The 24029-nt window shown below is 47.5% G+C and carries 25 protein-coding genes; 21 read left to right on the forward strand and 4 right to left on the reverse strand.

Features of this window, described 5'->3' with window-relative positions; genetic code table 11:
* Nucleotides 1-88: 88 nt before the first annotated feature.
* From AC50Y3_RS06065 to AC50Y3_RS06085, 5 genes are all read left to right on the forward strand, one after another.
* A complete protein-coding gene (locus tag AC50Y3_RS06065) occupies nucleotides 89-229 on the forward strand; it encodes a sigma factor-like helix-turn-helix DNA-binding protein (protein ID WP_494817883.1) in 141 nt (46 codons plus the stop codon).
* Nucleotides 219-1256 (forward strand): anti-sigma factor, encoded by a 1038-nt coding sequence (locus AC50Y3_RS06070; RefSeq protein ID WP_494817884.1) that lies wholly within the window; start codon nucleotides 219-221, stop codon nucleotides 1254-1256. Before AC50Y3_RS06065 ends, AC50Y3_RS06070 begins: the two co-directional genes overlap by 11 nt.
* Nucleotides 1257-1348: 92 nt before the next feature.
* Nucleotides 1349-2647: an RNA polymerase sigma factor gene (locus AC50Y3_RS06075; protein ID WP_494818589.1), complete on the forward strand. Its 1299-nt coding sequence runs from the start codon at nucleotides 1349-1351 to the stop codon at nucleotides 2645-2647.
* A gap of 120 nt (nucleotides 2648-2767) precedes the next feature.
* Nucleotides 2768-3145, forward strand: coding sequence for a YciI family protein (locus tag AC50Y3_RS06080; protein WP_494817885.1), 378 nt, complete (start codon nucleotides 2768-2770; stop codon nucleotides 3143-3145).
* A gap of 63 nt (nucleotides 3146-3208) precedes the next feature.
* On the forward strand, nucleotides 3209-3583 hold the full coding sequence (locus AC50Y3_RS06085; protein ID WP_494817886.1) for a hypothetical protein: 375 nt from the start codon (nucleotides 3209-3211) through the stop codon (nucleotides 3581-3583).
* Between the two features lie 10 nt (nucleotides 3584-3593).
* On the opposite strand, the gene AC50Y3_RS06090 is transcribed toward AC50Y3_RS06085, so the two are convergent.
* On the reverse strand, nucleotides 3594-4376 hold the full coding sequence (locus AC50Y3_RS06090) for an alpha/beta fold hydrolase (RefSeq protein ID WP_494817887.1): 783 nt from the start codon (nucleotides 4374-4376) through the stop codon (nucleotides 3594-3596).
* 134 nt (nucleotides 4377-4510) lie between these two features.
* Here AC50Y3_RS06090 and AC50Y3_RS06095 point away from each other — a divergent pair, with 134 nt between their 5' ends.
* Entirely contained in the window at nucleotides 4511-5308 is a 798-nt protein-coding gene (locus AC50Y3_RS06095) for an SDR family oxidoreductase (RefSeq protein ID WP_494817888.1), read from the forward strand.
* A gap of 130 nt (nucleotides 5309-5438) precedes the next feature.
* On the opposite strand, the gene AC50Y3_RS06100 is transcribed toward AC50Y3_RS06095, so the two are convergent.
* Nucleotides 5439-6449: a LacI family DNA-binding transcriptional regulator gene (locus tag AC50Y3_RS06100; RefSeq protein WP_494817889.1), complete on the reverse strand. Its 1011-nt coding sequence runs from the start codon at nucleotides 6447-6449 to the stop codon at nucleotides 5439-5441.
* A gap of 338 nt (nucleotides 6450-6787) precedes the next feature.
* Here AC50Y3_RS06100 and AC50Y3_RS06105 point away from each other — a divergent pair, with 338 nt between their 5' ends.
* From AC50Y3_RS06105 to AC50Y3_RS06130, 6 genes are all read left to right on the forward strand, one after another.
* Nucleotides 6788-7855 carry a glycoside hydrolase family 130 protein gene (locus tag AC50Y3_RS06105; protein ID WP_494817890.1) on the forward strand — a complete coding sequence of 356 codons (1068 nt, stop codon included), beginning with the start codon at nucleotides 6788-6790 and terminating at the stop codon, nucleotides 7853-7855.
* Nucleotides 7856-7890: 35 nt separating this feature from the next.
* Nucleotides 7891-8874, forward strand: coding sequence for an ABC transporter permease (locus AC50Y3_RS06110; protein WP_494817891.1), 984 nt, complete (start codon nucleotides 7891-7893; stop codon nucleotides 8872-8874).
* A gap of 31 nt (nucleotides 8875-8905) precedes the next feature.
* Nucleotides 8906-9799, forward strand: coding sequence for a carbohydrate ABC transporter permease (locus AC50Y3_RS06115; protein ID WP_494817892.1), 894 nt, complete (start codon nucleotides 8906-8908; stop codon nucleotides 9797-9799).
* Nucleotides 9800-9890: 91 nt separating this feature from the next.
* Complete coding sequence (locus AC50Y3_RS06120) at nucleotides 9891-11621, forward strand: DUF3502 domain-containing protein (protein WP_494817893.1); 1731 nt, start codon at nucleotides 9891-9893, stop codon at nucleotides 11619-11621.
* A gap of 103 nt (nucleotides 11622-11724) precedes the next feature.
* Complete coding sequence (locus tag AC50Y3_RS06125) at nucleotides 11725-12516, forward strand: phytanoyl-CoA dioxygenase family protein (RefSeq protein ID WP_494817894.1); 792 nt, start codon at nucleotides 11725-11727, stop codon at nucleotides 12514-12516.
* Nucleotides 12517-12556: 40 nt separating this feature from the next.
* A complete protein-coding gene (locus AC50Y3_RS06130; protein ID WP_494818590.1) occupies nucleotides 12557-13507 on the forward strand; it encodes a DUF1861 family protein in 951 nt (316 codons plus the stop codon).
* A 68-nt stretch (nucleotides 13508-13575) separates the two neighbouring features.
* Here the strand turns inward: AC50Y3_RS06130 and AC50Y3_RS06135 are convergent, their stop codons facing one another.
* Nucleotides 13576-13902, reverse strand: a complete 327-nt coding sequence (locus AC50Y3_RS06135; protein ID WP_494817895.1) for a winged helix-turn-helix transcriptional regulator — start codon at nucleotides 13900-13902, stop codon at nucleotides 13576-13578.
* A gap of 199 nt (nucleotides 13903-14101) precedes the next feature.
* Here AC50Y3_RS06135 and AC50Y3_RS06140 point away from each other — a divergent pair, with 199 nt between their 5' ends.
* The 3 genes from AC50Y3_RS06140 (at nucleotide 14102) to AC50Y3_RS06150 (ending at nucleotide 16405) form a co-directional block, all read left to right on the forward strand.
* Entirely contained in the window at nucleotides 14102-15271 is a 1170-nt protein-coding gene (locus tag AC50Y3_RS06140; RefSeq protein ID WP_494817896.1) for an MFS transporter, read from the forward strand.
* A 108-nt stretch (nucleotides 15272-15379) separates the two neighbouring features.
* Nucleotides 15380-15652: a hypothetical protein gene (locus AC50Y3_RS06145; RefSeq protein ID WP_494817897.1), complete on the forward strand. Its 273-nt coding sequence runs from the start codon at nucleotides 15380-15382 to the stop codon at nucleotides 15650-15652.
* A gap of 174 nt (nucleotides 15653-15826) precedes the next feature.
* A complete protein-coding gene (locus AC50Y3_RS06150) occupies nucleotides 15827-16405 on the forward strand; it encodes a YjgB family protein (protein WP_494817898.1) in 579 nt (192 codons plus the stop codon).
* A gap of 71 nt (nucleotides 16406-16476) precedes the next feature.
* Here AC50Y3_RS06150 and AC50Y3_RS06155 read toward each other — a convergent pair whose 3' ends face one another.
* Nucleotides 16477-16989: a hypothetical protein gene (locus tag AC50Y3_RS06155; RefSeq protein ID WP_494817899.1), complete on the reverse strand. Its 513-nt coding sequence runs from the start codon at nucleotides 16987-16989 to the stop codon at nucleotides 16477-16479.
* Between the two features lie 176 nt (nucleotides 16990-17165).
* Here AC50Y3_RS06155 and AC50Y3_RS06160 point away from each other — a divergent pair, with 176 nt between their 5' ends.
* The 6 genes from AC50Y3_RS06160 (at nucleotide 17166) to AC50Y3_RS06185 (ending at nucleotide 23960) form a co-directional block, all read left to right on the forward strand.
* Nucleotides 17166-17576: an RDD family protein gene (locus AC50Y3_RS06160; RefSeq protein WP_494817900.1), complete on the forward strand. Its 411-nt coding sequence runs from the start codon at nucleotides 17166-17168 to the stop codon at nucleotides 17574-17576.
* A gap of 164 nt (nucleotides 17577-17740) precedes the next feature.
* Complete coding sequence (locus AC50Y3_RS06165; RefSeq protein WP_494817901.1) at nucleotides 17741-18202, forward strand: hypothetical protein; 462 nt, start codon at nucleotides 17741-17743, stop codon at nucleotides 18200-18202.
* 589 nt (nucleotides 18203-18791) lie between these two features.
* Nucleotides 18792-19205, forward strand: a complete 414-nt coding sequence (locus AC50Y3_RS06170) for a VOC family protein (protein WP_494817902.1) — start codon at nucleotides 18792-18794, stop codon at nucleotides 19203-19205.
* Nucleotides 19206-19264: 59 nt separating this feature from the next.
* Nucleotides 19265-20710, forward strand: coding sequence for a serine hydrolase domain-containing protein (locus AC50Y3_RS06175; RefSeq protein WP_494817903.1), 1446 nt, complete (start codon nucleotides 19265-19267; stop codon nucleotides 20708-20710).
* Between the two features lie 160 nt (nucleotides 20711-20870).
* Nucleotides 20871-21677 carry an EcsC family protein gene (locus AC50Y3_RS06180; protein ID WP_494818591.1) on the forward strand — a complete coding sequence of 269 codons (807 nt, stop codon included), beginning with the start codon at nucleotides 20871-20873 and terminating at the stop codon, nucleotides 21675-21677.
* Between the two features lie 618 nt (nucleotides 21678-22295).
* Nucleotides 22296-23960 carry a response regulator transcription factor gene (locus AC50Y3_RS06185; RefSeq protein WP_494817904.1) on the forward strand — a complete coding sequence of 555 codons (1665 nt, stop codon included), beginning with the start codon at nucleotides 22296-22298 and terminating at the stop codon, nucleotides 23958-23960.
* Nucleotides 23961-24029: the final 69 nt, after the last annotated feature.

Consider the following 24029-nt stretch of genomic DNA (forward strand, 5'->3'; position numbering starts at 1 on the left):
GCGATTTTACCCTTATTTTTTAAAGGACTGTCACAAATGTCTTTTCCAGATCGTGGTAAGATTGTATGCAGCAAGGATGAGTGGGTTGATGGTAGCTGTGAGCGTCAAATTGAGTTATGAGGAAATAGCAGAGGTGCTGGAAATTTCACTTTCGGATGTGAAAAGCGCTATCTATCGGGGAAGGCAAAAACTACTTGTAGGTTGGAGGAGTGCAGGACATGAGCAATGAACGTGACGATGAGGAGTGGGATGTGCAAACGCGCATTTTGAAAAAAGGAAAACGGAGGAGCAGACTATTTGTTTTTCTTATATCGTTATCAACGCTATTTTTGGTTGTGCTCATTCTTACGGGTAATATGTATTCTAATTCACTTTTCATTACTCGGTGGTTCGAGCCTAATACCCAGTCGGCATTACGGATAACGGCTGATGTTATTCAGTTCAACAAGCCAGGTATAACGGCTTCATCTTCTACCGGAAAAAACAGTTATTTTTCATGGACCCTTATGTTCAGGTTGAATGAACAAGTCGGACGTGAACAGCGTACAGTTGGCACATTTCAAGACAACTTCATTTTTTCAAAGCTCACTGGAAAATTCAATTGGAACAATGGTCAACACAGTACACCTTTTATCTTCAATTATCCCGTAGGGAATGACACTACAGGGTCCGAAAGATCACTAAATCCGAATGGCTGGAAAACGCTTCAGAAATTGCCTGAAGGAACAGTCGCCCAACTTGCAATTTCATTAGATCATCCAATGACTCATGATGAATATTTTGATCTCATCAAGAAATATGATCTGATGACAGTGTGGTTGGCAATCGATACCGGCATAGAAAAAGAATTGTCGATTCAACACCAACGCCTTGGAAATGGAACTGTGTTCGGTTATGCGCCGAATGCTTTAAACTACGGAGAAAACGGTGGTGGAAATTTCACAATTGAAGTGAACGGGGAAGGTGAGCGTAGAGCCCAAGCCTATATGAACGAGATACAGTACTTAATTGAACATCCCAAATGGACGAATATATTACTCTCTTCCCTTCACCTCGATACTCATGTGACCCTCGAACAGAGATATGCGTATTTACAAAAGAACGGGGTTAAGATCTATGGCGCTGTACTTACCGGTCCGACGAAGGAACTACTAAAGCTAAAAGAAGAAAATAAAGTGAATTCCCCATTCGTAGGAGCCGTAGATTGGTGGAACTGGGATCAGCAAGATGCAATCGGAACAGAATTCAGTTATTAGTGCTCATCGGATTGAATAAAAGGGATTTTCCGGCAGTTCACGAAAAATAGTAGAGATCTGCTCTTGTACAATAGGTGTATTAAGGAGGAATTATCGTAACGGACCAAGTTATACATCGTTCCATCGATGCGATTTGGAGGAGTGAATCGGCCAAGATTATTGCAGCTCTCATTCGGATTGTAGGAGATGTCGGACTAGCCGAAGATCTTGCGCAGGATTCGCTCGTCATTGCCCTCGAGCGCTGGCCACAATCAGGCATACCCGATAACCCTGGTGCTTGGCTGATGGCAACCGCAAAACATCGGGCCCTCGATCTGCTGCGCAGAAATAAATTGAGGGATCACAAATATGAAGAGCTTGGCTACGAGTTGAACGCTCATGACGAGCCGGATTTTGATTTTGGACTTGACGATTACTTTGGAGATGATCTCCTCCGCCTGATATTCATGACTTGTCATCCAATTTTGTCGGCAGAGGCTCGTGCGTCACTCACACTGCGACTGCTCGGAGGACTAACGACCGAGGAAATCGCAAAATCGTACCTCATACCGGAGCCAACGGTCGCACAACGAATTACGCGGGCCAAGCGAACGCTCCCGGAGAAGCGCATTCCATTCGAAGTTCCTCCGAAGGCCGAGCTCACGACTCGACTGTCCTCGGTTCTTGAGGTGATCTATCTCATGTTTAACGAAGGATACTCCGCGTCTTTCGGCGATAGTTGGTTGCGGCCTTTACTATGCGAAGAAGCCCTGCGGCTAGGCCGCATATTGGCGAAAATCGTGCAAAATGAACCCGAGATCTATGGGCTTGTTGCGCTTATGGAATTCCAAGCGGCTAGGTTTAAAGCGCGGGTCGACTCAACCGGAGAACCCATTCTGCTGATGGATCAAAACCGGGCACTCTGGGATAACTCCCTGATCGAAAGCGGATTGGCTTCGCTTGATCGTGCCAAGAGACTTGGCGGCGAACTTGGCCCTTATTCACTTCAGGCAGCTATTGCTGCTTGTCACGCCCTAGCCCGAACAGCGGTGGAGACGGATTGGGTTCGGATATCCGATCTTTATTATGAACTCTCCCGAATAGCAGCATCGCCTATCATAGTGTTAAATCGCGCGGTAGCCATATCAATGGTGCATGGACCGGAGATTGGACTCCAGATCGTCGATAGGCTGTTATCCGAGCCATCCCTGAAAAGCTATCATTTATTACCGAGTGTCCGTGGTGATTTTCTTATGAAATTGAGGCGGCTCGAAGATGCCCAATTGGAGTTTAAACGCGCCGCAGCGCTTACGGGCAACACCCGTGAGCGAGAACTGCTATTGAAACGTGCTGCTGAATGCGCTGAAAGTGAAATTTTGAAAAACAAAGCTGCAGAAGAACGATCTACTTAAAGAAAAGAATGATTATTATAAAAATATTCTCAAGGGTTTGTCGCTTTTATTGCATACCGTTCGTCGTTTAAGTAGAGGCAATAATGAATGCTTCAATTTAACGTTAAAGGAGAAATGAGAATGATGAAATACCTGTGTTTGGGGTACTTGGATGCAGAGAAAATGGATGCCCGCCCAAAAGATGAGATTGATGCTGTGATGAACGAATGCCCACCGCATTTGGATAATTTCTACAATAGCGGCCGAGTGATTATCGATGCTGGTCTCGCTTCCGAAACGAAATGCTTGCGGCGAGCGAATGGGAAAGTGAAGGTTATGGACGGTCCTTTTATCGAAGCGAAGGAAATGATCGGTAGTGCTTTTCTCATTGAAGCACGGGACATGGAGGAAGCGATCCGGATTGCTTCTTTACATCCGACCGTACAAGTGCCTTCGGGCGAAGAATTTGGATGGGGAATTGAGATCCGCCCGATCCACTACTTTCAATCGAGAGATTAAACAACTGTTTTGTGGCAATTTGAAATGTGTAAGATGAAACACTACGAATAGGTGGTGATTATAATGGAAGAGTTACTTTCACGAATGAAGCATAAACACGGAAGGATCATCGACGGAAGGCGACATGTCTGGGACGTTGAAAAGCTATGGGAGTTAGCTAAGAACTTACCCGTTCATAGAACCAAGATTGATACCATCAAGGAACTTGATCAGGATTGTTGGTTTGCGGGTAGCAGGAATACACCAATTCCAACGATACGCAATGTTGCGCTTCATTGTCAGCGGATTATCAACGCAAACATGGAGTACCCCATATTATTATGTTCAGAAGGACAATTAATTGATGGGGGGCATCGAATTGCATATGCACTCATTCATAAGAACAATGAAATTGATGCCGTCTATCTTACATTGCCTGCAGCGGATGTCATTCAATAAGAGTAGCCCATCATCCCATAAACTGAGTAATGACTTGGTTGAATCTGTCACGCTCTTCCAAAAAGGCACAATGACCGCTATAGAGAAACGGTACCAATTGCGAATTTTTTATTAGCTTATTGGTTTCCTGCCCATTGGTAAACGGAACGACTTTATCATGGATGCCGTGAATGATTAAGGTTGGTACCGCTATTTGACTAAGATCATGGTATACATTCTCATCTCTGAGTGTAGCCATAATGGCGGAGGTGGACCAATTTGCTGCCTCTAAGCCAAGCTGAAAGAACCAATCTGCGGACGGTCCTGTTATATACTGAAAGAAAAAGATATCCGTGGCATCCCTTAACATTTTAGGACGATCCGTATTGGTTTCTGCAATGAATTTGTTTGCCACTTCTTTCGGAACGCTAGTTGGGGATGCTGCATCGATTAGGATCAGTTTCGAAACCCCATGCCCATGATGCCGGGCCATGTATCGAATCGAGATCGCCCCTCCTGTGGAGTGTCCCGCAAGTATGATGTTTTTTAATTGAAGCGCATCGATTACTGCACGAACATCATCTGCTAATCTGTCAAAACTGTAACCGCTAAATGGTTTATCGGAATTACCGAAGCCCCTCCAGTCAATACCAATACAACGATAACCCTGTGTGGGAAGATAATTAAACTGATATTCAAACTGCTTATGGTTTAACGGCCAGCCATGGATAAATAGTATTGTCTTATTCCCCTGCGGGTTGATATCCTCTACATATATTTTCACACCTGGTTCAACAGGAACAAAGTATCCCAAGCCGAGCACCCCGTTTTATTAAAATAACTTCACCCATAAGATACTCATCTGGGCTGACAGGGGTGAAAGCCTACATGTATTCCGGACCAGATATTACGCTAGCTTCGTTTTCGATAACGGGAGGTAAATCTGTAATGACAAGATTGCAAGGGAAAATCGCTATAGTTACGGGGGTTAGTCGTCCCGGCGGAATTGGTGCCGCAATTTGTCGGGCATTTGCAGCTGAAAACGCAAGCGTATTCTTTACGCACTTGTATGACTACGATAAAGACATTTACCCAAATGATGCTGACGAGAGTTGGCCTGAACGTTTTGCTGAGGAACTGCGCCAATGGGGAATAAAAGTTGGACATATGAAGTTGGACCTTGCGATTTCGGGTTCAGCGTCCTTATTACTGGGAGAAGTACGGAAAGCAATTGGTTTGCCAACCATCCTTATAAATAACGCTACTTATAGCGTCGATGCGGATTTTCGGCAATTAAGCGAAGCTCTCATCGATGCACACTGTGCTGTGAACGTTAGAGGGACATTCATGCTATCCGCTGAATTCGCCCGCATGATAGAGGCAGAGAAAATGAGTCAGGCTTCCCATAGTCATGTCGGTGGAAGAATCATTAATCTCACTTCCGGTCAGGGGAAAGGCCCTATGCCCGGCAATCTTGCCTATGCCGCGACAAAAGGTGCTATTTCATTTTTTACCGAATCGCTGGCTGCAGAACTGGCACCGCTTGGTATAACCGTGAATGCTGTTGATCCGGGTCCGACTGACTCGGGTTGGATGTCCGTAGAGGTGAAAGAAGCTTTACTCCCCAAATTCCCTATGGGCCGGATCGGTCTTCCGGAAGATGCAGCACGTCTAATTACTTTTCTCGCAAGTGACGATGCCCAATGGATTACCGGCGAAGTCATTCATTCGAGAGGCGGGTTCTAAGACTTATTTTCTTCTCATCCATTGTTCAACCAGAAAGATTCGATTCTGCTAGCCTAGTAAATGAATATGAACGCAGCAAGGCTGCCGGGCAAATAGCTCCGGCAGCCTTGCTGCGTTAAAGACATCAAGCTTACATCCGTTTCACGGAATCTCGTACGATCAAAGTACTTTGCAGATACGTCGTCTTGCTCTGCGCGCTGTCATGCTTGATACGCCATAACATGCGATGAACAGCTTCGGTCGCAAAATCATGTTTGCTTATATTCATCGAAGTCAGGGCGGGAGTAACGCTCTGGCTTAAATCCGTGTTGTCGAAGCTGATAAGGGAAACTTCGTCGGGCACGGAAATGCCTTCCTTCTGCAGTTTGAGCAGCAGCTTGTAGGCAGCCATGTCACAGTGACATACGAATGCGGTTGGGAGCTCAGCCGGAAGCGGGAAGTCCATGACATAAGAATTGTTGATATCATTATTTACAATTCGCCAGCTCGGATTAATCTCAAGCTGATGATAGGTAAGCGCTTTAATATACCCGCAATAGCGGTCCATCACGCTGGTTGTGAATTGGGGATTGCCGACGAAACCGATCCGCGTATGTCCGTGCTGGATCAGGTAATTCGTTACGGTATAACCGGCTTGATAGTTATCGGCAAGAATGCAGTCCAGTGCCATACCTGCTTTGTAGAAGTCAATCACTACAACGGGAAAGGGAAGGTCTAGCAGAATTTTCATATAATCCGCAGTGACCTCGCCGGCTACGAATAGTCCATTCAGCTCGCTCTGATCCTGAATGAGCGAGAGAGGAAGTGAGCCGCTCTGTTCTTGCTCGGGATCTAGCACATAGAGGGATAGGCTGATATCCTTCTTGGCACATTCCTGATTGGTATAATAATAGATTTTCGTATAAAAGTTATCCGACTCCAGAAAGAATCGTTTAGGTACAAGAAGTCCCAGTTTGGAGACTGTGGCAGAAGGCTTGACGTTCCCCTTCTTTATGTAGCCAAGCTCGCGGGCAGATTGTACAATACGTCGTTTTAACTCTTCGCTGACACCCGGCTGGTTATTTAGAGCTTTAGATACGCTGACTTTCGTAATGCCGAGTTGCGCGGCAATGGTTTCTAACGTAACTTTACCCACCTGCATGCGAATTTCCCCTAATAATGTCATTTTGACTTCTAATTAGATACTATAAAAAGTTACTTAACAAGTCAATTGTAAAGTTAATATTTTCCGTGTTACTTTCCTGTTTTTCACCATGAGGTTACGATAACGAGGGCTGTTAATAGCATACTAGTTCGCGAAAACCCTCGGTTTCACTAGGTTTATTAGGTATTTCCAACCTGTTACAGTCGAAATCTCAGATGGAAAAATTACTTAATTATAATCGTTGACAGGAATAAATAACCTAAATTATAATCGCTTACATAAGGTAATAAATGTACCTGAGACAACAGGGAAGTAATAGACAGGAGAGTGTGCCCTTGACGAAACCGAGGCGATCACCGAGTAATCCTATTATTCAACCTCAAAATGTTAACGCTTCCAATCCGAATATGGAGGTCATCGGGGTATTCAATGCAGGAGTTACCCGCTATCTGGATGAAACGATCCTGCTGCTGCGCGTTGCTGAACGTCCAATTAACGATGATCCCGAGGTTTACGTAACCCCCTTGTATAGCCCATCCGAAGACCGTATCGTGCTGCATGCGATAGAACGCAAGCCGGAATACGACTTCTCTGATGTAAGAGTCATCCGCACGCCTGAACGGAACTACTTAACGTCCATCTCGCACTTAAGAGTGGCAAGGAGTACAGATGGCATTCACTTCACCATTGATCCTGAACCTACCCTACTGCCAAACGGTCCATATGAGAGCTATGGCATCGAAGACCCCCGCATCACTTTAATAGACAACATCTATTACATAACCTACTCTGCAATCTCTGCATACGGCATCTGCACATCTCTCATCACAACCGAAGATTTCATAACGTTTACGAGACAAGGAAACATCTTTCACCCCGATAACAAAGACGTGGCAATCTTCCCGGCATCGATCGGAGGCAGCTACTACGCGCTTCACCGTCCATCTTGCTCCCACTACGGACAGCCGGAGATGTGGATTGCACAATCCAGTGATCTCATGCAATGGGGCAACCATCGTCACCTCATTGGCGTAAGGCCGGGCTTCTGGGATGACGGTCGAATCGGAGCCAGCGCAGTCCCGTTCGAAATCGAAGAGGGCTGGCTCGAGATCTATCACGGAGCGGATAAGTCCAACCGCTACTGCATCGGGGCACTGCTGCTGGATAAGCATGAGCCATGGAAAGTCCTTGCACGAAGTGAGCAGCCGATCATGGAGCCGGAAGCGGCCTATGAGCTGGAAGGATTTTTCGGGAATGTCATCTTCCCTTGCGGTGCTCTGCATGAGGACGATCTAGTGAAGATCTATTACGGGGCAAGCGATACCTCAATCGGTTACGCAGAGATCACAATGGAAGCAATCAGAGCCAATCTTGGGCTCAAGCAGCTGAATAATCAACGATGAGCATACACAAATGATGGATCAGAGGAGGAACAACCATGCCAGCTCCCCTAACGCTTGAGCGGCAAACGCAGTCGAAGGCAACGGCGGAGAGGAAGAAGAAAGACACCTTTTTGCGAGAGATCATAAAGAACCGGTATCTCTATTTGCTCACTTTACCCGGTATTCTGTTCCTCATTGTTTTCAATTATCTGCCTATGGCCGGTCTGTACATGTCTTTCGTGGATTACAACCCGATGGCAGGACTTTATGGTCTGAAGAGTGAGTTCGTAGGGCTGATGAACTTCAAGTTCTTCTTTACCTCCAACGATTGGATTACGGTCACGATTAATACGATCTATCTGAACATCCTGTTCATCATAACAGGACTCGCTGTACAGATGTTTATGGCGATTGGTCTGAACGAAATCGGCAGCAAGGCGGTTAAGAAAATCGCGCAGTCCTTTATGTTTCTGCCGAATTTTATTTCTTGGACGGTAATCTCGATCTTCTCGATCGCACTCTTTTCCACGGATGCGGGTGTTATCAATCATGTACTCGGTTTACTGGGATTAGAGCCAATCAACTATTATCAAAATGCTTCATGGTGGCCGCTTATTCTAGTCCTGCTTCGGCTCTGGAAGGGTGTAGGATTCGGCACGGTCATCTACTTGGCAACGATAAGCGGCCTGGATCAAGAAATGTATGAAGCGGCCCGAATTGACGGTGCCAGCCGTTTCCAATCGATTACCCGCATCACACTACCGATGTTGAAGACAACGACACTTATGCTGTTCATCTTGTCGATCGGCGGCATTTTCTACGGTGACTTCGGCATGATCTACGCCCTTGTAGGCGATAATCCGGTGCTGCGACCAACGACGGATGTCATTGATACGTATGTGTACCGCGCACTTCGGATGAACAACGATATTGGGATGTCATCGGCAGTAGGCCTATTCCAAGCCGTCGTTGGTTTCTTGCTCGTACTCTCCGCTAATGGCATCACCCGCAAGCTATCGAAGGATTCGGCACTGTTCTAAGAGCCAGCCTTGAAAGGAAGGAGGAATCGCCATGCACCACAAGACGATGGGTGACCGGACGCTGCTTACCGTCTTCTACATAACCATCATCGGATTCGCGCTCATCTGTATGCTGCCGCTATGGATTGCACTTGCCGCTTCGTTCACCAATGAACTGGCGCTGATTCGCAATGGGTACAGCTTGTGGATATCGCAGTTCGACCTGACCGCCTATAAACTCATATTCACAGGAACGCAGAGTGTATATCGGGCTTATTCCGTTACAATCATCACGACCATCGGCGGCGTTATATTGACGCTCTTCCTTACCAGCTCGCTGGCTTACCCGCTGACGGTCAGCACCTTGAAGTATCGGCATCGCATTACATTTTTCACCTATGTAACGATGGTGTTCAATGGTGGTTTGGTCCCAACGTACATTCTAACGACGCGCATGCTGCATTTGCATAACAACATCTGGGTGTTGATCATCCCCGGTGCCTTGAATGGCTTCAACGTTTTCCTGATGAAGAATTACTTCTCTTCTTTGCCGGAGGCATTGTCTGAGTCGGCGAAGATCGATGGGGCAAGCGAAATCTATATCTATTTCAAAATTATTCTGCCTCTATCAGCGCCAATTCTCGCAACCATCGGATTATTCTCGGCGATGGGATATTGGAACGAATGGTTCCGCGTTCTTCTCTTCATCGATGATCAGAAGTTGTTTACGCTCCAATACTTGATCATGCGACTGCAGCAGCAGGCGGAGTTTCTGAACTCGTCGCTAAGTGCCGCAGCAAGGGCAGCTCTTGGCGGTGCAACGGTGCCGACCATTGGCATTCGAGTAGCTACAGCAATGGTATCCATCGGCCCAATTGTTTTACTTTATCCATTTCTGCAGAAGTATTTTATCAAAGGATTAACGGTCGGAGCAGTCAAAGGATAAGAGGATCAGATTCATAAAGGCGTTCGTTCAGGCTATTACCGGGTGGCCGGTTAGCATATAGCGTTCCAATCAGAACGAGAGGGGTATACAAATGAGGAAAAAGTTGCATAAAAACGCAGCGCTTCTTGTTGCAGCGACGTTGTCTCTTTCAGCATTAGCAGGTTGTTCAGGCAACAATTCGGAGGATAACGCCAATAAGGCCGCAAACACCACGAACAAGGCAGCCGAGACGAATACGGCGGCAGCCGACAACACTACTAACGCAGCAGAAACAACCGAAAGCACGGCTCCTGAAGAAGTTACGCTTGAATTCTACATGCCTTCTCCAACCGCTAACGTTAACGATCTGGAAGCTGTGCTCGACAAGTTCTATGAACAAACGAAAGATACGCTGAATACGAAGATTCATTTCAACTTCACTACATTCGATGACATTGGCCAAAAGGTTTCCCTGAAGCTGGCTGCCGGCGAGCAAGTGGACAGCGTGTTCACGGCACAATGGACGAATCCGAATATCAGCCAGATGATTTCAAAGGATCAGCTGGTCAATCTGGACTCTTACTTCAATAATGATAAATACCCTGGGCTGAAGAAAGCATTTACGGCCGAATATCTCAAGAATAACAGCTTCGCAGACAAGAGCGGCTCCTCGCATGTGTATGGTATTCCGTTCACGCATGCTTTCAGTGGCGGCGGTACGATTTACTACCGTAAAGACATGGCTGACAAGTACGGCATCGGCGAAATTAAATCACTCGCGGATTTGGAGAAGTTCTACGATGCAGTACTTGCTAATGACAAAGGGATTGTACCGTTTACGATGAACGGCAATACGGATCTGGTGTCCGATTTGCTGCTCTCCATGACGAATCCGCTTACAGAGAAGCATAACGCAATGGTGAACATGGGTGGTACAGGGGTCAGTATCGCGATTAAACCGGACGGAACGGCTTATGCAGCGAAGACAGTGGATGGCTACAGCGATCCGGAATTCTTGAAGCTGCTTCCTGCACCTCTGAATACGATAGATCCTTTGAAAGGGTTCAAAATGGTCCGCGAATGGTATACGAAGGGCTATCTAGAGAAAGATATCCTGGCACAGAAGGATCCGGATGGCCAATTTATGTCCGGCAAGGCAGCATCGGTGTTACGTACACTTGATATTTATTCTTCGGAAAGCCAGCAGTTGGAGACGTCGATTCCGGGGGCAAAGCTAGGTGCATTCGTGATTACACCGGGTCTTATGGAGGGTACGGCTAAAGCAGTGGGAAGCGACTTTAAAGCTTGGAACTTCGCTGCCATCCCTGCGAACTCCAAAAACATTGATCGCACGATTGCCTTCTTTGACTGGTTGTTTGCGAGCCAAGAGAATCATGATCTGTTCGAGTTCGGCATCGCCGGCAAGCACTGGCAGGCGGAAGGTACGACGAAGTATTCCATTCCAGCAACGGTAGATGCGGCTACTAACTACAACTTCCCGGGTTTCACCCTTTCTTGGAACCCAACGATGGTTCGCTATGACAGCAAGACACCGGACAATATTGTAACGATGCTGAACAACTTGGGCGATACCAACTTCTTCTATAAGGCACCGAATGCCGGCTTCAGCTTCGTGCCGGACAGCGTGAAGACTGAGGTTGCGAAGGTCAGCGAGGTTCGCTCGCAGCTTTATGGTATCGGCGATGGCGTATTGGATGATGCAGCGGGCAATTTGGCGAAAATCCAGAAGCAGCTCGACAAAGCAGGGTACCAGAAGGTTGTTGCTGAAGTTGAGAGACAATTCAATGAGTTCTTGAAAACAAATCCATACGAAGGTCAATAACATAAGCAATCGCATGAAAAGGCGAATAGGCTCTCAATTCCTTGGGAGCCTGTTTGTTATCCATGAATGGAAGCTTTGCGCTTTCCAAAGGAGGAGAATTGAAATGCTAGAGCCTATCGTCAAACCGGGGGAATTTACGGAGCTTGACCGATTCATGTTTGAATCTTGGGGTTATTTTGTCATACCGAATGTACTAAATCCGGAAGAAGTTGCGGCATGTCTGGAAGCCTCGCAGCGTCTTCATGCCGATCAACCGAAGAATGGCGGAGCCCACCAGGTCGGCGAAGGTTATGCCAGCGAACCGGCATTGGAGCGGCTCATTGATCACCCGGCAGCGATGCCCAAGGTACGCGGCTTATACGGCTCCGATAATGTCATTCTTCAATCTGCTTGGTGTACGGTTCAGCCTGCCGGCGGTAAGCATGGCGGTTGGCATCAGGATGGATCGAGCGCATTCGACTTTAAGCTGCTGGGGCATCCGATTCCGCTGCTTCAACTGAGAGTATCGTACTTGCTGACGGACCAAAGTGAGCCGGGTAAAGGAAATATGGAAATGATTCCGGGCAGCCATCGCAGCCGAGTACCATTGCCGGATAGCGTCCGGAAAGGAACGGAGGAATGTCCGTTACGTCATGTGGTTTGTGCACCTGCAGGTTCAGCGTTGGTGTTCCATAATGCGGTTTGGCATCGTTCGCATGAGCATAATCACGACTATGACCGGTACACGATGCATTACATTTACAGTCCGCCATGGCTTCGTTATTCCGATCGGTTCGAGAATGACGCCGAGCTTATGGATCGGACTACGCCTCTACGCCGCGGCATCCTAGGTGAATTCGCCAAACCGGATTCGACTTATGCCGGAGGGTACCGGACACCGCCTTACGAAGATTAGCACTGGATTTACAGATACAGGAGGTACTACACGAATGTTCATGTTACAGAAGCATAATGCAGCTCAGAGCTGTGCGGAATTGCTGGAGCAGTTCGAACAGCAGCCAAAAGGTGATCAACCAGGGGTACAGCTGAAGTTTGAGGGAGTCGGCCCCCGAGACGTATACAACATTGCAGCTCCCTTCTTGGACAGAGGCGAATCCATCCTTGCGGGACGCGTCGAGAGCCGTGAGACCGAGCTATCCGAAGTAGTCTTCTTCCATCAGCAGGGTGATTCGTGGGTTCCGCATCCCTCTCATGCGCCATACGAACTGCAGGACCCGTTTTTCACCCGTATTAAAGGCGAGATGATCTTCGGTGGAGTCAAACTCATTATGGATCCGGCCGATTCGGAGAAAATCATCTCGTGGGTAACGGAGTTTTATCGGGGACAGGATATCGCAAGCTTGGCGCTGTTCTTGACCGGGCCGGATCATATGAAGGATGTGCGCCTTGTTGAGCTGGCAAGCGGTGAAATCGGCGTGTTGACCAGACCGCAGGGCGAGAAGGGCGGCAGAGGCAAGATCGGCTTCTTCAAATGTGCGACCCTGGAGGATATTACGGCAGAACAAATTGCGAATGCACCTGTATTTCAAGATCAATTCTTGGCATCGGAGTGGGGCGGAGCGAATGAACCGCATCTGCTCGCCAATGGTTTAGTAGGTGTGCTGGGGCATATTGCTTCCTTCGACGACGACGGGAACCGACATTATCAAGCGATGACGTTTGCCATTCATCCGGATACGTTTGAGAAAACTGCTATGAAGATTATTGCAACACGGTCCAGTTTCCCGGCAGGGGCGGCCAAGCGGCCTGATCTGACAGATGTTATTTTCAGCGGGGGAATCGTGAGAAAGCCCAATGGTCTGGCTGATCTTTATGTGGGGGCGAGTGATGCCGAAGCGTATCGCATCGAAATTGGCGACCCTTTTGTGGAGTACGAGCAGTTGTAGCTAGACATCCGTGCGGGGAACCACCTATGCGTACTCGATTTATGACTTTGAGATCTACGGAAATTAGGTTACGGCTTCGCCCACTTGGTGGCCCATTTATCCAGCTCTAGCAGGACAGTTTGAAAATCGGTTCCCTTATGGGTCAGCGAATACTCCACGGTCACGGGGACCGTAGGGAAAACTTGCCTGAGCACGATGCCGGTCTTCTCCAGATGGCGCAGCGTATTCGTCAACGACTGGGTTTTGATTACGCCAGCATCGCGGAGCAGCTGCTTAAATCGTCTGGGTCCTTTGGATAGCTCGGAGATCACAAGAAATCCCCATTTATCCCCGAGAATTTGCAGCACTTCGCATATATGCGGAGTGCTGTTTTCGTTATTGGCTGCCATATTCATACGTTCAACCTCACCTTCTCAAAATCCAGCTTACTTCCACTGATGTGTTACTCTGGGAATGCTACTTACCAAATGGTTAGTTGATCCAAATGAATGGACAATGTCCAAAAAATTTGCCTTCTTACTTAATTATAGTAGGTTCATTATAATCAATTCAACCGGTTATCCCACGGATTACCAGCAAAGGAATGATGACTATATGAACCGACTAAACCTGTACCTCTTGGCGTTCGGCGCTTTCCTCGTAGCGACAGCGGAGCTCGTCGTCTCTGGCATTCTGCCCACTATTGCGGCGGACATGAATGTCTCCGTCGCCCTTGCCGGGCAATTAATTACAGCCTATTCGCTGGCTTACGGTATCGGCACTCCGATCGTAATTGCGATGACCTCACGCGTTGCGCGTAAACAAATGCTGCTCGTTTCATTAACTGTATTTATTCTTGGATGCCTGGCGGCATACGCGAGTTCAACTTTTGCGCTACTGCTTCTGTCACGCGTCATCCTGGGATTAAGCGCAGGCGTATTCTGCGTCGTCGCGTTGAGCTCGGTAGCGAAATTAGTGTCCCCGGACTCAATCGGCCGGGCGATGGGATTGATCGCTTTCGCATTCAGCGGCGCCATGGTGCTTGGCGTGCCGGCAGGTATCGCCATCGCGGGCGAGTGGAGTTGGAAGTTGATTTTTCTTCTAATGGGCATCATCGGCTTATTCGTTCTGCTCGGGCTGGGTCGCTTATTGCCTAACATTGAAGGAGACGCGCCTGCTCCTCTCCGAAAGCAGGTTACCGTTCTCAAGAATTCGGTTATCGTCAGCGCGATGCTGCTATCCTTCTTCTCGAGCGCCGGAGACTCGGTGATGTACACGTATTTGACGCTGTACTTTCAGAAAATCCTGCACATGCAAGCAGTTGACATCAGTGTAGTCATGTTAGTATTCGGTATGTTCGGTTTGATCGGTTCTCGATTAGGCGGAGTTGGCGTGGATAAGTGGGGAGCCGTGCGTTTATTGGTCTTCGCATTGTCTTTACGTACAATTGCTCTAGCCATACTTCCTGCCGTACATGCATCACTGCTGCTCAGCTTGCTGATTTTTACATTGTGGGTATTTGGCATGTTTGTGACGGCTCCTTCAATCAATACGTACTTCGTCCAATTAGCGCCGCAGTCGTCGAACCTTGTGCTCAGCTTGAATATATCGTTCGTGCATCTGGGATTAGCAACCGGAGCCGGTGTTGGAGGCGCATTGGCGAATACGAACGGGACTGTACTTTATCATCCATGGTTGGCCGCCGTTTGGACAGCGATTGGGCTGGTGATGGGACTTATTTCATTCGCGATGAACAAAAGGCGAGCAGCTAAATTGACATCATAGTTGTCTTATAGATTGGGTGCATGTAATTCTATGAAAATCCCAAACATCCTCCACTGTACTTGAATAGATTAATAGAGTAGTCAAGCAGTTAAGAGGGAGGAATGACGAATGACTGTTAGCAAAAAAGAGCTTTCGAAGTATTATGGCAAAAAGATCTATGCGGTCAAGAAAGACGGAACAGTAGTTACAGGAACACTATCGCAAATTCAAGGTAACCGTGTGATTCTTACACAGGAAAAAGGGAAAACAGTAAAAGTGAAATTTCTTCTTCCATTGTTACTGTTCGATTTACTCGCAATTGGCCTGTTCACAGGCTTTGGCGGGTACGGCGGGTATTATGACGGATATGGTGGATACGGCGGATACGATTATTTCTATTAATGCATGTTTAGGCTCATCTTTCCGTGCTTCCGGCGGATAGATGGGCTTTTTTTTTGCTTATGTTAGTCGATCAAGGCCGGAGTAAATGTAAGAACTTTGAGTAATCCATCAGACATCGGGGTAAAATATCTCAGAAAATCCAATCTAAGCTATTTGAACGCCGGAGGGATCTTAATGATAAACCAAGTTTCAAAAGTTGCACTTAGTGTAACGCTTTTCAGTCTAATCGTCACATCCGGTGCTATCGCTCATGCCGACACCAAAGAAGTAGCAGGGAAAGTGCGACAAGCGAGCAGTACTGACGCGGCGATGGCTCTGAAGACGTTAAACAGCTTCTATAAGCCAGCATTGGTTGGCCAATTTCCCGGTGCGGTGAGTGGGCTGAAGATCGGGATCAGCACTCGGCAGGACGTCATTGGCAAGGTCGGAAAACCGGGCTCGCCGAGATCGGACGCGGATGGATTTGATTTCTATCATTCGGAGATGGGTCATCCCGGCTATGCTATCGCATATAAGCTAAACAAAATACGGGAAATTCGCTACTTCGGGACCGATATTGAGCGGGAGACGAATATTGGCGGAATAACGAAGCGCATACTCATCGGACATTGGGGAGCGCCTTCCAGCTCGGTCATCATTCGGAATGGATCCTTGGTGCAGCAGAAAATCACCTACAACCGTGGGAAATTCAAACTCAATTTTATTTTCAACAGCAGTACGAATCTCGATCATATCAACCTGCTTAAACGTTGATTGTGACAATATGGATAGCCGCGTTTATATCGCGGCTTTTTTTTATGGCAAGCTTTGTGCGTTCCCGCTATTCAACTAATAGTGGCGACACGCAATTTCTTTGTAAAACCTAGATAGCGATACCGAATCGTTACTTCTTGAAGGGGTTCTTTGTCGTAGCGAATAACGATGCCGTAATGGATCGGAGTACGATGAGTAGAGTTCGCTTGATTTGCGAGAACGGCGCGTACCGCCCGGTCGGATAATTGCGGTTGAATGGAGGCGTCATCCAAGTTCATAACTTCAGTCGCAGGGTCCGTCTGATCTCCCATAAATTGCACCAAGTGGTTCGAATCATAGGTAATGCCTAGTTGAACACGATCAGACATCCGCTGACCGTTGATAGTCACGTTTTGAATGCGGATGTCTGTGCTGCTGCTATTCGCAATTTCAATCGTATAATACTTTTCATTGCCGACGGAGTCCGTGTATTCGGTTAAACCCGTGTATCGCAGCGGGTCGGCACGCTGATACCATATGACTCCAGAAACCACTATAAGCATTATGAAAGCACCGATTATCGGAACGATACGTGAAAGTTTCATTACTTGCTTCATCTTGATCCCTCCAGCACACTTTATACGATTATTTAAGCTTGATAAGCGGTTAGTTAAAGCGCAACGTATTATCCTAAATTGCGTAAAATATTTCAAGAAACGGAAATTAAATCAAACTACTACTACAATTATAACGGCAACCCAGATACAAAGGGGGTCCTATTTTGAACACAAATGAACCAGCTGCTTTCTGGATTCGATTAGGCGCACTTATTCTTGATGGGCTTATCGTAGGGGTGCCACTCACCATCATATCGGTTATGATCACCGGAGGATACGGAACCGAGCATGTTACGGATTTTATTACGTTTCTGTATGCACTGCTTACTCCGATTTTTTGGAATGGCTATACGATTGGCAAGCGGATCTGTGGAATTCGAATCATAAGAATGAGCGACGGAGAACCGCCAAGTATTGCAACCATGCTGCTGCGAAATGTGGTTACCGGCTTGATCTATGCGCTCTCGCTAGGGATCGCCTTAATCGTAAGTGCAACAATGGTAGCGGCTCGCGAGGATAAACGGTCACTTCATGATTTTATCGCCGACACGGAAGTTGTGCATGAAAGGCTGTAGGTGGACAAAATTCCGCTATATGGAGGCTGGCAATGAAGCATAAGTATGCAAGAATGGCGTATTGACTATGACCGAGGACAACAAGGAATGGAAAGTGCCGTATGATTGGAATCGCAATCAGAAGGATTTGTCCGAGTTGGCTAGTTGACGGGGGAGGGACGCAATTGGATTTCAAGCAGCATATCGTTAAAAATCCTTCCGGGAACAGAATCATATTGTCCATGTCGATGATGATCTTCCTATTCATCTATCATGCGATCGACTCTTGGAATCGCAAGGAGAACGTAATATCCATATCTGCTACAGCTGCGGAGCTGCTTTTGTGTCTAGTTGTTTTGCTGACCACCGTGTTTAGAACATTAAAGAAACCAACAGAGCTCGATTTGCAAAGCGAGCAACTTGTCTTAAACGGCCATAACATTCAAGCAAAGGATATGAAGGTGATCTTCATCATGGGTTATTTCAGACCTACAATTGGCATAAAGCCGCATGGGAAAAGGATTGTCCCCCTTCATATGTGCTTTAGATTCGCTAAGGATGAGGATCAGGGGATCTCGGATTTAGGCAAATGGGCAGTGCAGAATGAGGTGTTATTGGTCCATAAACGATTTCTAAGGTGGATATAGAAGGGTCCAAGAATTAGCAGCTACCTCCACATAACATACGTGAAGGAGGTGGTTCACTTGGCTTTAACCCGGCGGTATACCTTGTCGGATCTAAAGGATGAGGTCTATTACTTTGATAATAACTGGAGAAGAATTTTCGCGAATGGCCGCGCCGTTTATGTGGCAACGAAAAATAACGCTTCACTTACGATTAGTATTATTAACGCAAAGGGAAACAAGGTTCCTAAGGTGCTCCAAAAGTATAAAAAGGGAAGCCGAATAGTCGTGATTGGGCTTGCCGTACATTCACCGCCACATACAACTACAAATCTGTAAATGGATAAAGAGACAGCGGATTTCAGCTGTCTTTTCTTGTTAATAAAGCGGCTTGCCAGTGAAATGAACACCGCAACTTTCCAGTATATGACAGCGTATGAGTGATAGGGTGCAAATCTGAGGAAGCATAGGCGCCCACATCGGAATCGAACCGTTTATGTTGTCGCACGGCATCTGGGAATTTATGAATGCGCACATCCTTGATCCCGACGGATACAATCTTGTATTGGGTGCAATGCGACAAATCGAATAACGAAAATGGAGGGGATAAAATATGAACCGCGATTCAAAACTGTTGGGTATCTTGTGCTTGTATTTACCAGCTAAGGACCCGTATACAACAGCTAAATGGTACAGTGAGCTATTTGGATTAGAGGCTGCAGCTATGGCACCACTCGAACCACACGCAGATATGGTCGTATTAGCTCCCCCTAACGGGGCACCTGAACTTTTTTTCATCCAATCCGATGAAATCCTACCTATGCATTTTAACAACAAGGAAGGACATAATCATGCTGTTCTGCTTTTCCAAGTCAAGGATATTGAAGAAGTGTATGAGCGGATGCTCGCCTATGATGTGAAACTCGCCACGGATGGGATCAAAGATCGAGGCGGATGCGGCAAGGAAATCGCCTTCTTCGACCCCGACGGCAGAAAAGTTGAAATTAATGATTACGGAACGAAATAATCATGGCGATACAGGTGAACTGATCAATACTGTGATGCATCCAGAGAGGTGTTGAGGAAATGGAGAACGGGATTCAGCTGCCGCGATCGAGGCCGGAGGAACAAGGCGTTTCTTCTAAAGCAATTATTAGGTTTTTGGATGTTATCCGTACGCACAACTGGGAGGTTCACGGCTTCATGCTGCTTCGCCACGGGCATGTTGTTGCCGAAGGCTGGTGGGCTCCTTATCACAATGATATTCCGCATGCGCTGTATTCGCTGAGCAAAAGCATCGTCTCTACAGCGATTGGTTTCGCCGAAGCGGAAGGGCTGCTTTCCTTGGATGATCGAATCGTTGACCTCTTTCCCGAAGATCTGCCGGAGACCGTGTCCGAGAACTTGTCCGCGATGAAGATCAGGCATTTGCTTGCGATGGCGACGGGACATGCGAGTGGGGTCGATTTCTGGTCATGCGAAAGTGGCAACTGGGTGCGGTATTTCCTTGAAACGCCCGTTGTTCACGTTCCTGGCACGTATTTCGCCTATAACACCTGCGCCACTTACATGCTGTGCGCTATAATAAGCCGCATCACCGGACAGTCGATTGGCGATTTTCTCGAAGAACGTTTATTTATCCCGCTAGGTTTGTCGAACGTGACGTGGGATGTGTGCCCGCGAGGAATTGCGTACGGCGGGTTGAATTTCACCCTAACGAGCGAAGACATTGCGAAGTTTGGGCAGCTTTACTTGCAACGCGGCGAGTGGAGGGGCAAGCAGCTGCTTCCCGCGAGTTGGGTCGACAAGGCATCTGCTTATCAAGTCTCCAACGGTGAAGTGGGAGATAATGATTGGACCCATGGTTATGGCTATCAATTTTGGCTATGCCGGCATAATTCGTATCGGGCGGACGGCGCATTCGGCCAATTTTGCCTCGTGATGCCTGAACAAGATGTCGTGCTCGCCGTGTTCTCCGGGACCGACTATAAGCACGAATTGGTGAGCTCCGTGTGGGAGACGCTGCTGCCAGGGATGTCGCAGGAAATTTTAGCCCCGGATGAATCCTCTTATCAGGAACTTAGCGATCGATTGAAAGACCTTCGAATCGATGTGCGACTCGAGGAAACCCATTCCAAGGTCGAGCGGCTGATCCGAGATAGGGTCTATGCGATGGAGGCAAACCGCGAGCATATTGATAAGATATCCCTTCGGTTCGATGAGCGGGAAGCTGTATTGGCCATTCGCAAAAACTTCGTGGACCAAACTCTCCAACTAGGGCGCGGCTTCTGGGTCATGAACGATCTACGCGTCTCTGAGCAGAGCGATGGCATGGGGAAGAAAGTCGCGGGCTGTTTCAGATGGAAAGACAATGAAACGCTTGAGCTGCATCTGGTATTCGTAGAGACATCGTTCCGATATACGTTGGTATGTCTTTATGCAGAGGACAGGCTTGACCTCGAATTCTCCGCGAATATTTATTGGGATTGGTTACCCCAAGAAGGGGTCATGATTCGCGGGCATCGCGAATGAATCCAACCTATTGTGAACAGGCTGCCGAGATTGGCGGCCTGTTTCTGTTCAGCCCCATTAATAGGGATTGTCAGGCTGATCGAATTAGTTGAAACGTTGCGGAGCATTTTACAGTATGAATGGCTAAAGTGAAATTTCCAGACGAGGTGTCTACTCCATGATGACGAACACAGAAACCACAGATTATTTAAGAACGGAATTAAGCCAAATCGAACGATGGGAGCAGGATCAGAAAGGGCTGTTCTTCTGGGAAAAGCTCGGCAGGCTGCCGTTCGCCCTCCTGGACCGGATCACCCCAAAGTTCATTCAGGATAAAATAGGCACTGCGCTCGACGAGCTCGGAAGCTACGTTCAGAGCGGCGGACGTTATCTGATCAGCAAGGAGCAGATGTACCGCAGATTCTTTCCGAATGCAGAGCGGGATGAAGCCGTTGCTTTCGAGCGAATCGGTCAGCTTCCGCTAGGCAGAATGGATGAGATGGCCGATGGCAGTATTCAATCAAGCAGCAAGACGGCGGCGGTGCAAGGCGCAACTACGGGAATCGGAGGTATATTCACGCTTGCCATCGACATTCCGCTTCTGCTTGGCATTTCACTTAAAGCGCTGCAAGAGGTTGCGATTAGCTATGGCTATGACCCAACCGAGCAGTCGGAACGGGTTTTTATCGTCAAGTGTATGCAGTTTTCCTCCGCCGACATCGTAGGCAAGAAAGCGATTCTCGATGATCTCGCCGCTTTCCATTCCGGCGAGAGAAGCGGGCAGGTCATGTCCCAGCTGCAAGGCTGGCGTGAGGTCATGCTTACTTACAGAGACAACTTCGGATGGAAAAAGATGTTTCAAATGATTCCAATCGCAGGCATCCTATTCGGCGCCTATCTAAACCGGTCCACCCTTCAGGATGTCGCCGAAACGGGCAAGATGATGTATCGGAAGCGTAGAATTCTTGAGAAGTTGAGAGAGAATTGAGAAGTAATAATGAATAGAGATTACAAAGGAGCCGATTGATAAGAGCGAGCAGTTATCTGTATGCAGTGGTTTCGCGCTAACGAACCCTGTGGGCCTTATTTAAGCGAAATACTCCATTTCCCGGATCTAACGAACCGTACGGGCGCTAATGAGGGGAAATGAGACGAAAAAGGTACTTTTGACACCGAATAAGGCTTGTAGGGTTCGTTAGAATTTCAAACCCAGTCATTTGGCGGAAATAAGGTCTCTACGGTTCGTTAGCTTGCGTGAAGCGGAGATGCCTCTGCTCAAAAGCAATGCCGAAAATTGTATCTGCTTCATAGCCTGCAGTCCCTCTAGGCCAACCGGATTTTCGTGGTTGGCCTTTTTTTGTGCTTCTACTCGCTCAAGAGGAGCACTTCAAGATTCCGACAAAGTACGACCTCTTTGTAATGTTATTGTATAATAATGTGAATGGATAATTTTTCAAATTAAAGAAACTTATGAGGAGCTGCCAGCAGGTAAAAATAATACACCAAATCCAAAAATAACAACCTTAAATAACTTCCCCTGCTTCTGTATTATGAAAGTCAAAGTCCAGTTAGATGGGGGACGCTTTGTCGAAGGAGGCAAAATAAAGTGATAAAACTTATGGTTGTCGATGATGAGCGTTGGATTCGTGAAGGATTGAAGCAGACGATTGACTGGAGCGCGCATGGCATTCAATTCATTGGCGATGCCGAGGATGGATGTGAGGCGCTGAAGCTGATCGATTCGAATGTGCCGGACATCGTCATCTCCGATATTAGAATGCCCACCATGGACGGTATGGAATTAATTGAGGAAATCGAGCGAAGAGGCTTGGATATAAAGGTTATTTTTATCAGCGGGTTCAGTGACTTCGTGTATGCCCAGAAAGCAGTGAAGCTAGGCGCTTTCGATTATATACTTAAGCCTATTGAGGAAAAGGTCCTCATGGAGATTATTGAGCGCTGCATCGGTGAAATCACGAAGAAGAGAGAGCTCGCCTACCGGCTCGAGGAGCTTTCAGGTCGTGTTAGAGAAAGTCTGCCCCTCGCCAGGCAGAAGCATTTGGAAACGTGTTTAACCCAGCCTGTTTCAGGCCAGGACGTAGTGTCCAAGTGGGAGGCGCTTCGCATTGATTTGAACCCGAATCGACTCATCGTCCTATCTGCCGTTGTCCATGATTGGGGCGAGCGGGATATGAGCGAGAGAGGCTGTTCTCAGCTCCGATACGCGCTTGGCAAACTGATGGAGGAGGTCTTTCATGAAGCGGGCATATCCTGCGTGGCCTGTCTGCTGCATGAGAATGAATTTGCGGATGTAGCGCTAATTATCTCTTGGGAGAACGAGACAGCTGATCATGATCGGGAAGCCTACCGCTGCGGGCAGCTGATCATTGAAGGTGCGCTTGAAGTGCTGGGCATTCAAACTAGCATAGGCATCAGCAGCATGGGAGAGGCCAAACAACTAGTATTCGCTTTTAGGGAAGCGCTTACAAGAAGTGTGGGATATGTATTGAACGGCACTGGTTTTGTCTATGGTCCTGACGGCACGGATGTCGGAACCTCGAAAGGAAAACAAACGGTCACATTCACCGGGGGCGTGCCCTCCATTGCGATCAAAGCCGAAGCGCTGGATATGTCGTGGATGAATCGCATTCTTCATGCCATCAAGCTCATGGACGAAGAAAAGCTGATCGATCTGCTTGACCAGCAGACGGTGCTCATTCAAGCGCTTGTTAAACAGACCTCGCCGCTTGCCGTTAGATGCGAGATGAACATGTATATTGGCATTCTTCTATCTAAATGGAAGGAGCTTTGCATAGCGAAAGAGCATTCGGAGCCAAGCATCGTTACCCATCAGCAGAAGCTTCAGCTCTACCGCTGTACGCTGGATAACTGGAAGAACACGATTATAAGTGTTTTTCTTAAGAAAGATAGAGCCGCTACCGGATCGGGACAGCGCAATACGATCGAAATCGCCCTGCGCTACATTCACGATAACTATCACCATGGCATCAGCCTCAATAAAGTCGCAGAAACGATCTATATGAACCCATCCTATTTCAGCAGGGTCTTCCATGCTGAGGTCGGCGAAACATTGAGCCGTTATCTCATTCGCATAAGAGTCGCGAAAGCAAAAGAACTGCTCGAGCAGACGCCGCTTAAGATCTATGAAGTTGCAGAATCAGTGGGGTATAAGGACTTCCGGCATTTCGTCAAAACCTTTAAGGAATCGGAAGGGATAACCCCTGCCCAATTTCGAAACTACGGCACATAAGAAAAGAGGGATACCATCCTACTGGCACGCATTGGAAAGTTGAGGCTCCCTACTGTAGGTGTGAAAGTT

The organism is Paenibacillus sp. J22R98, from assembly GCF_059383835.1.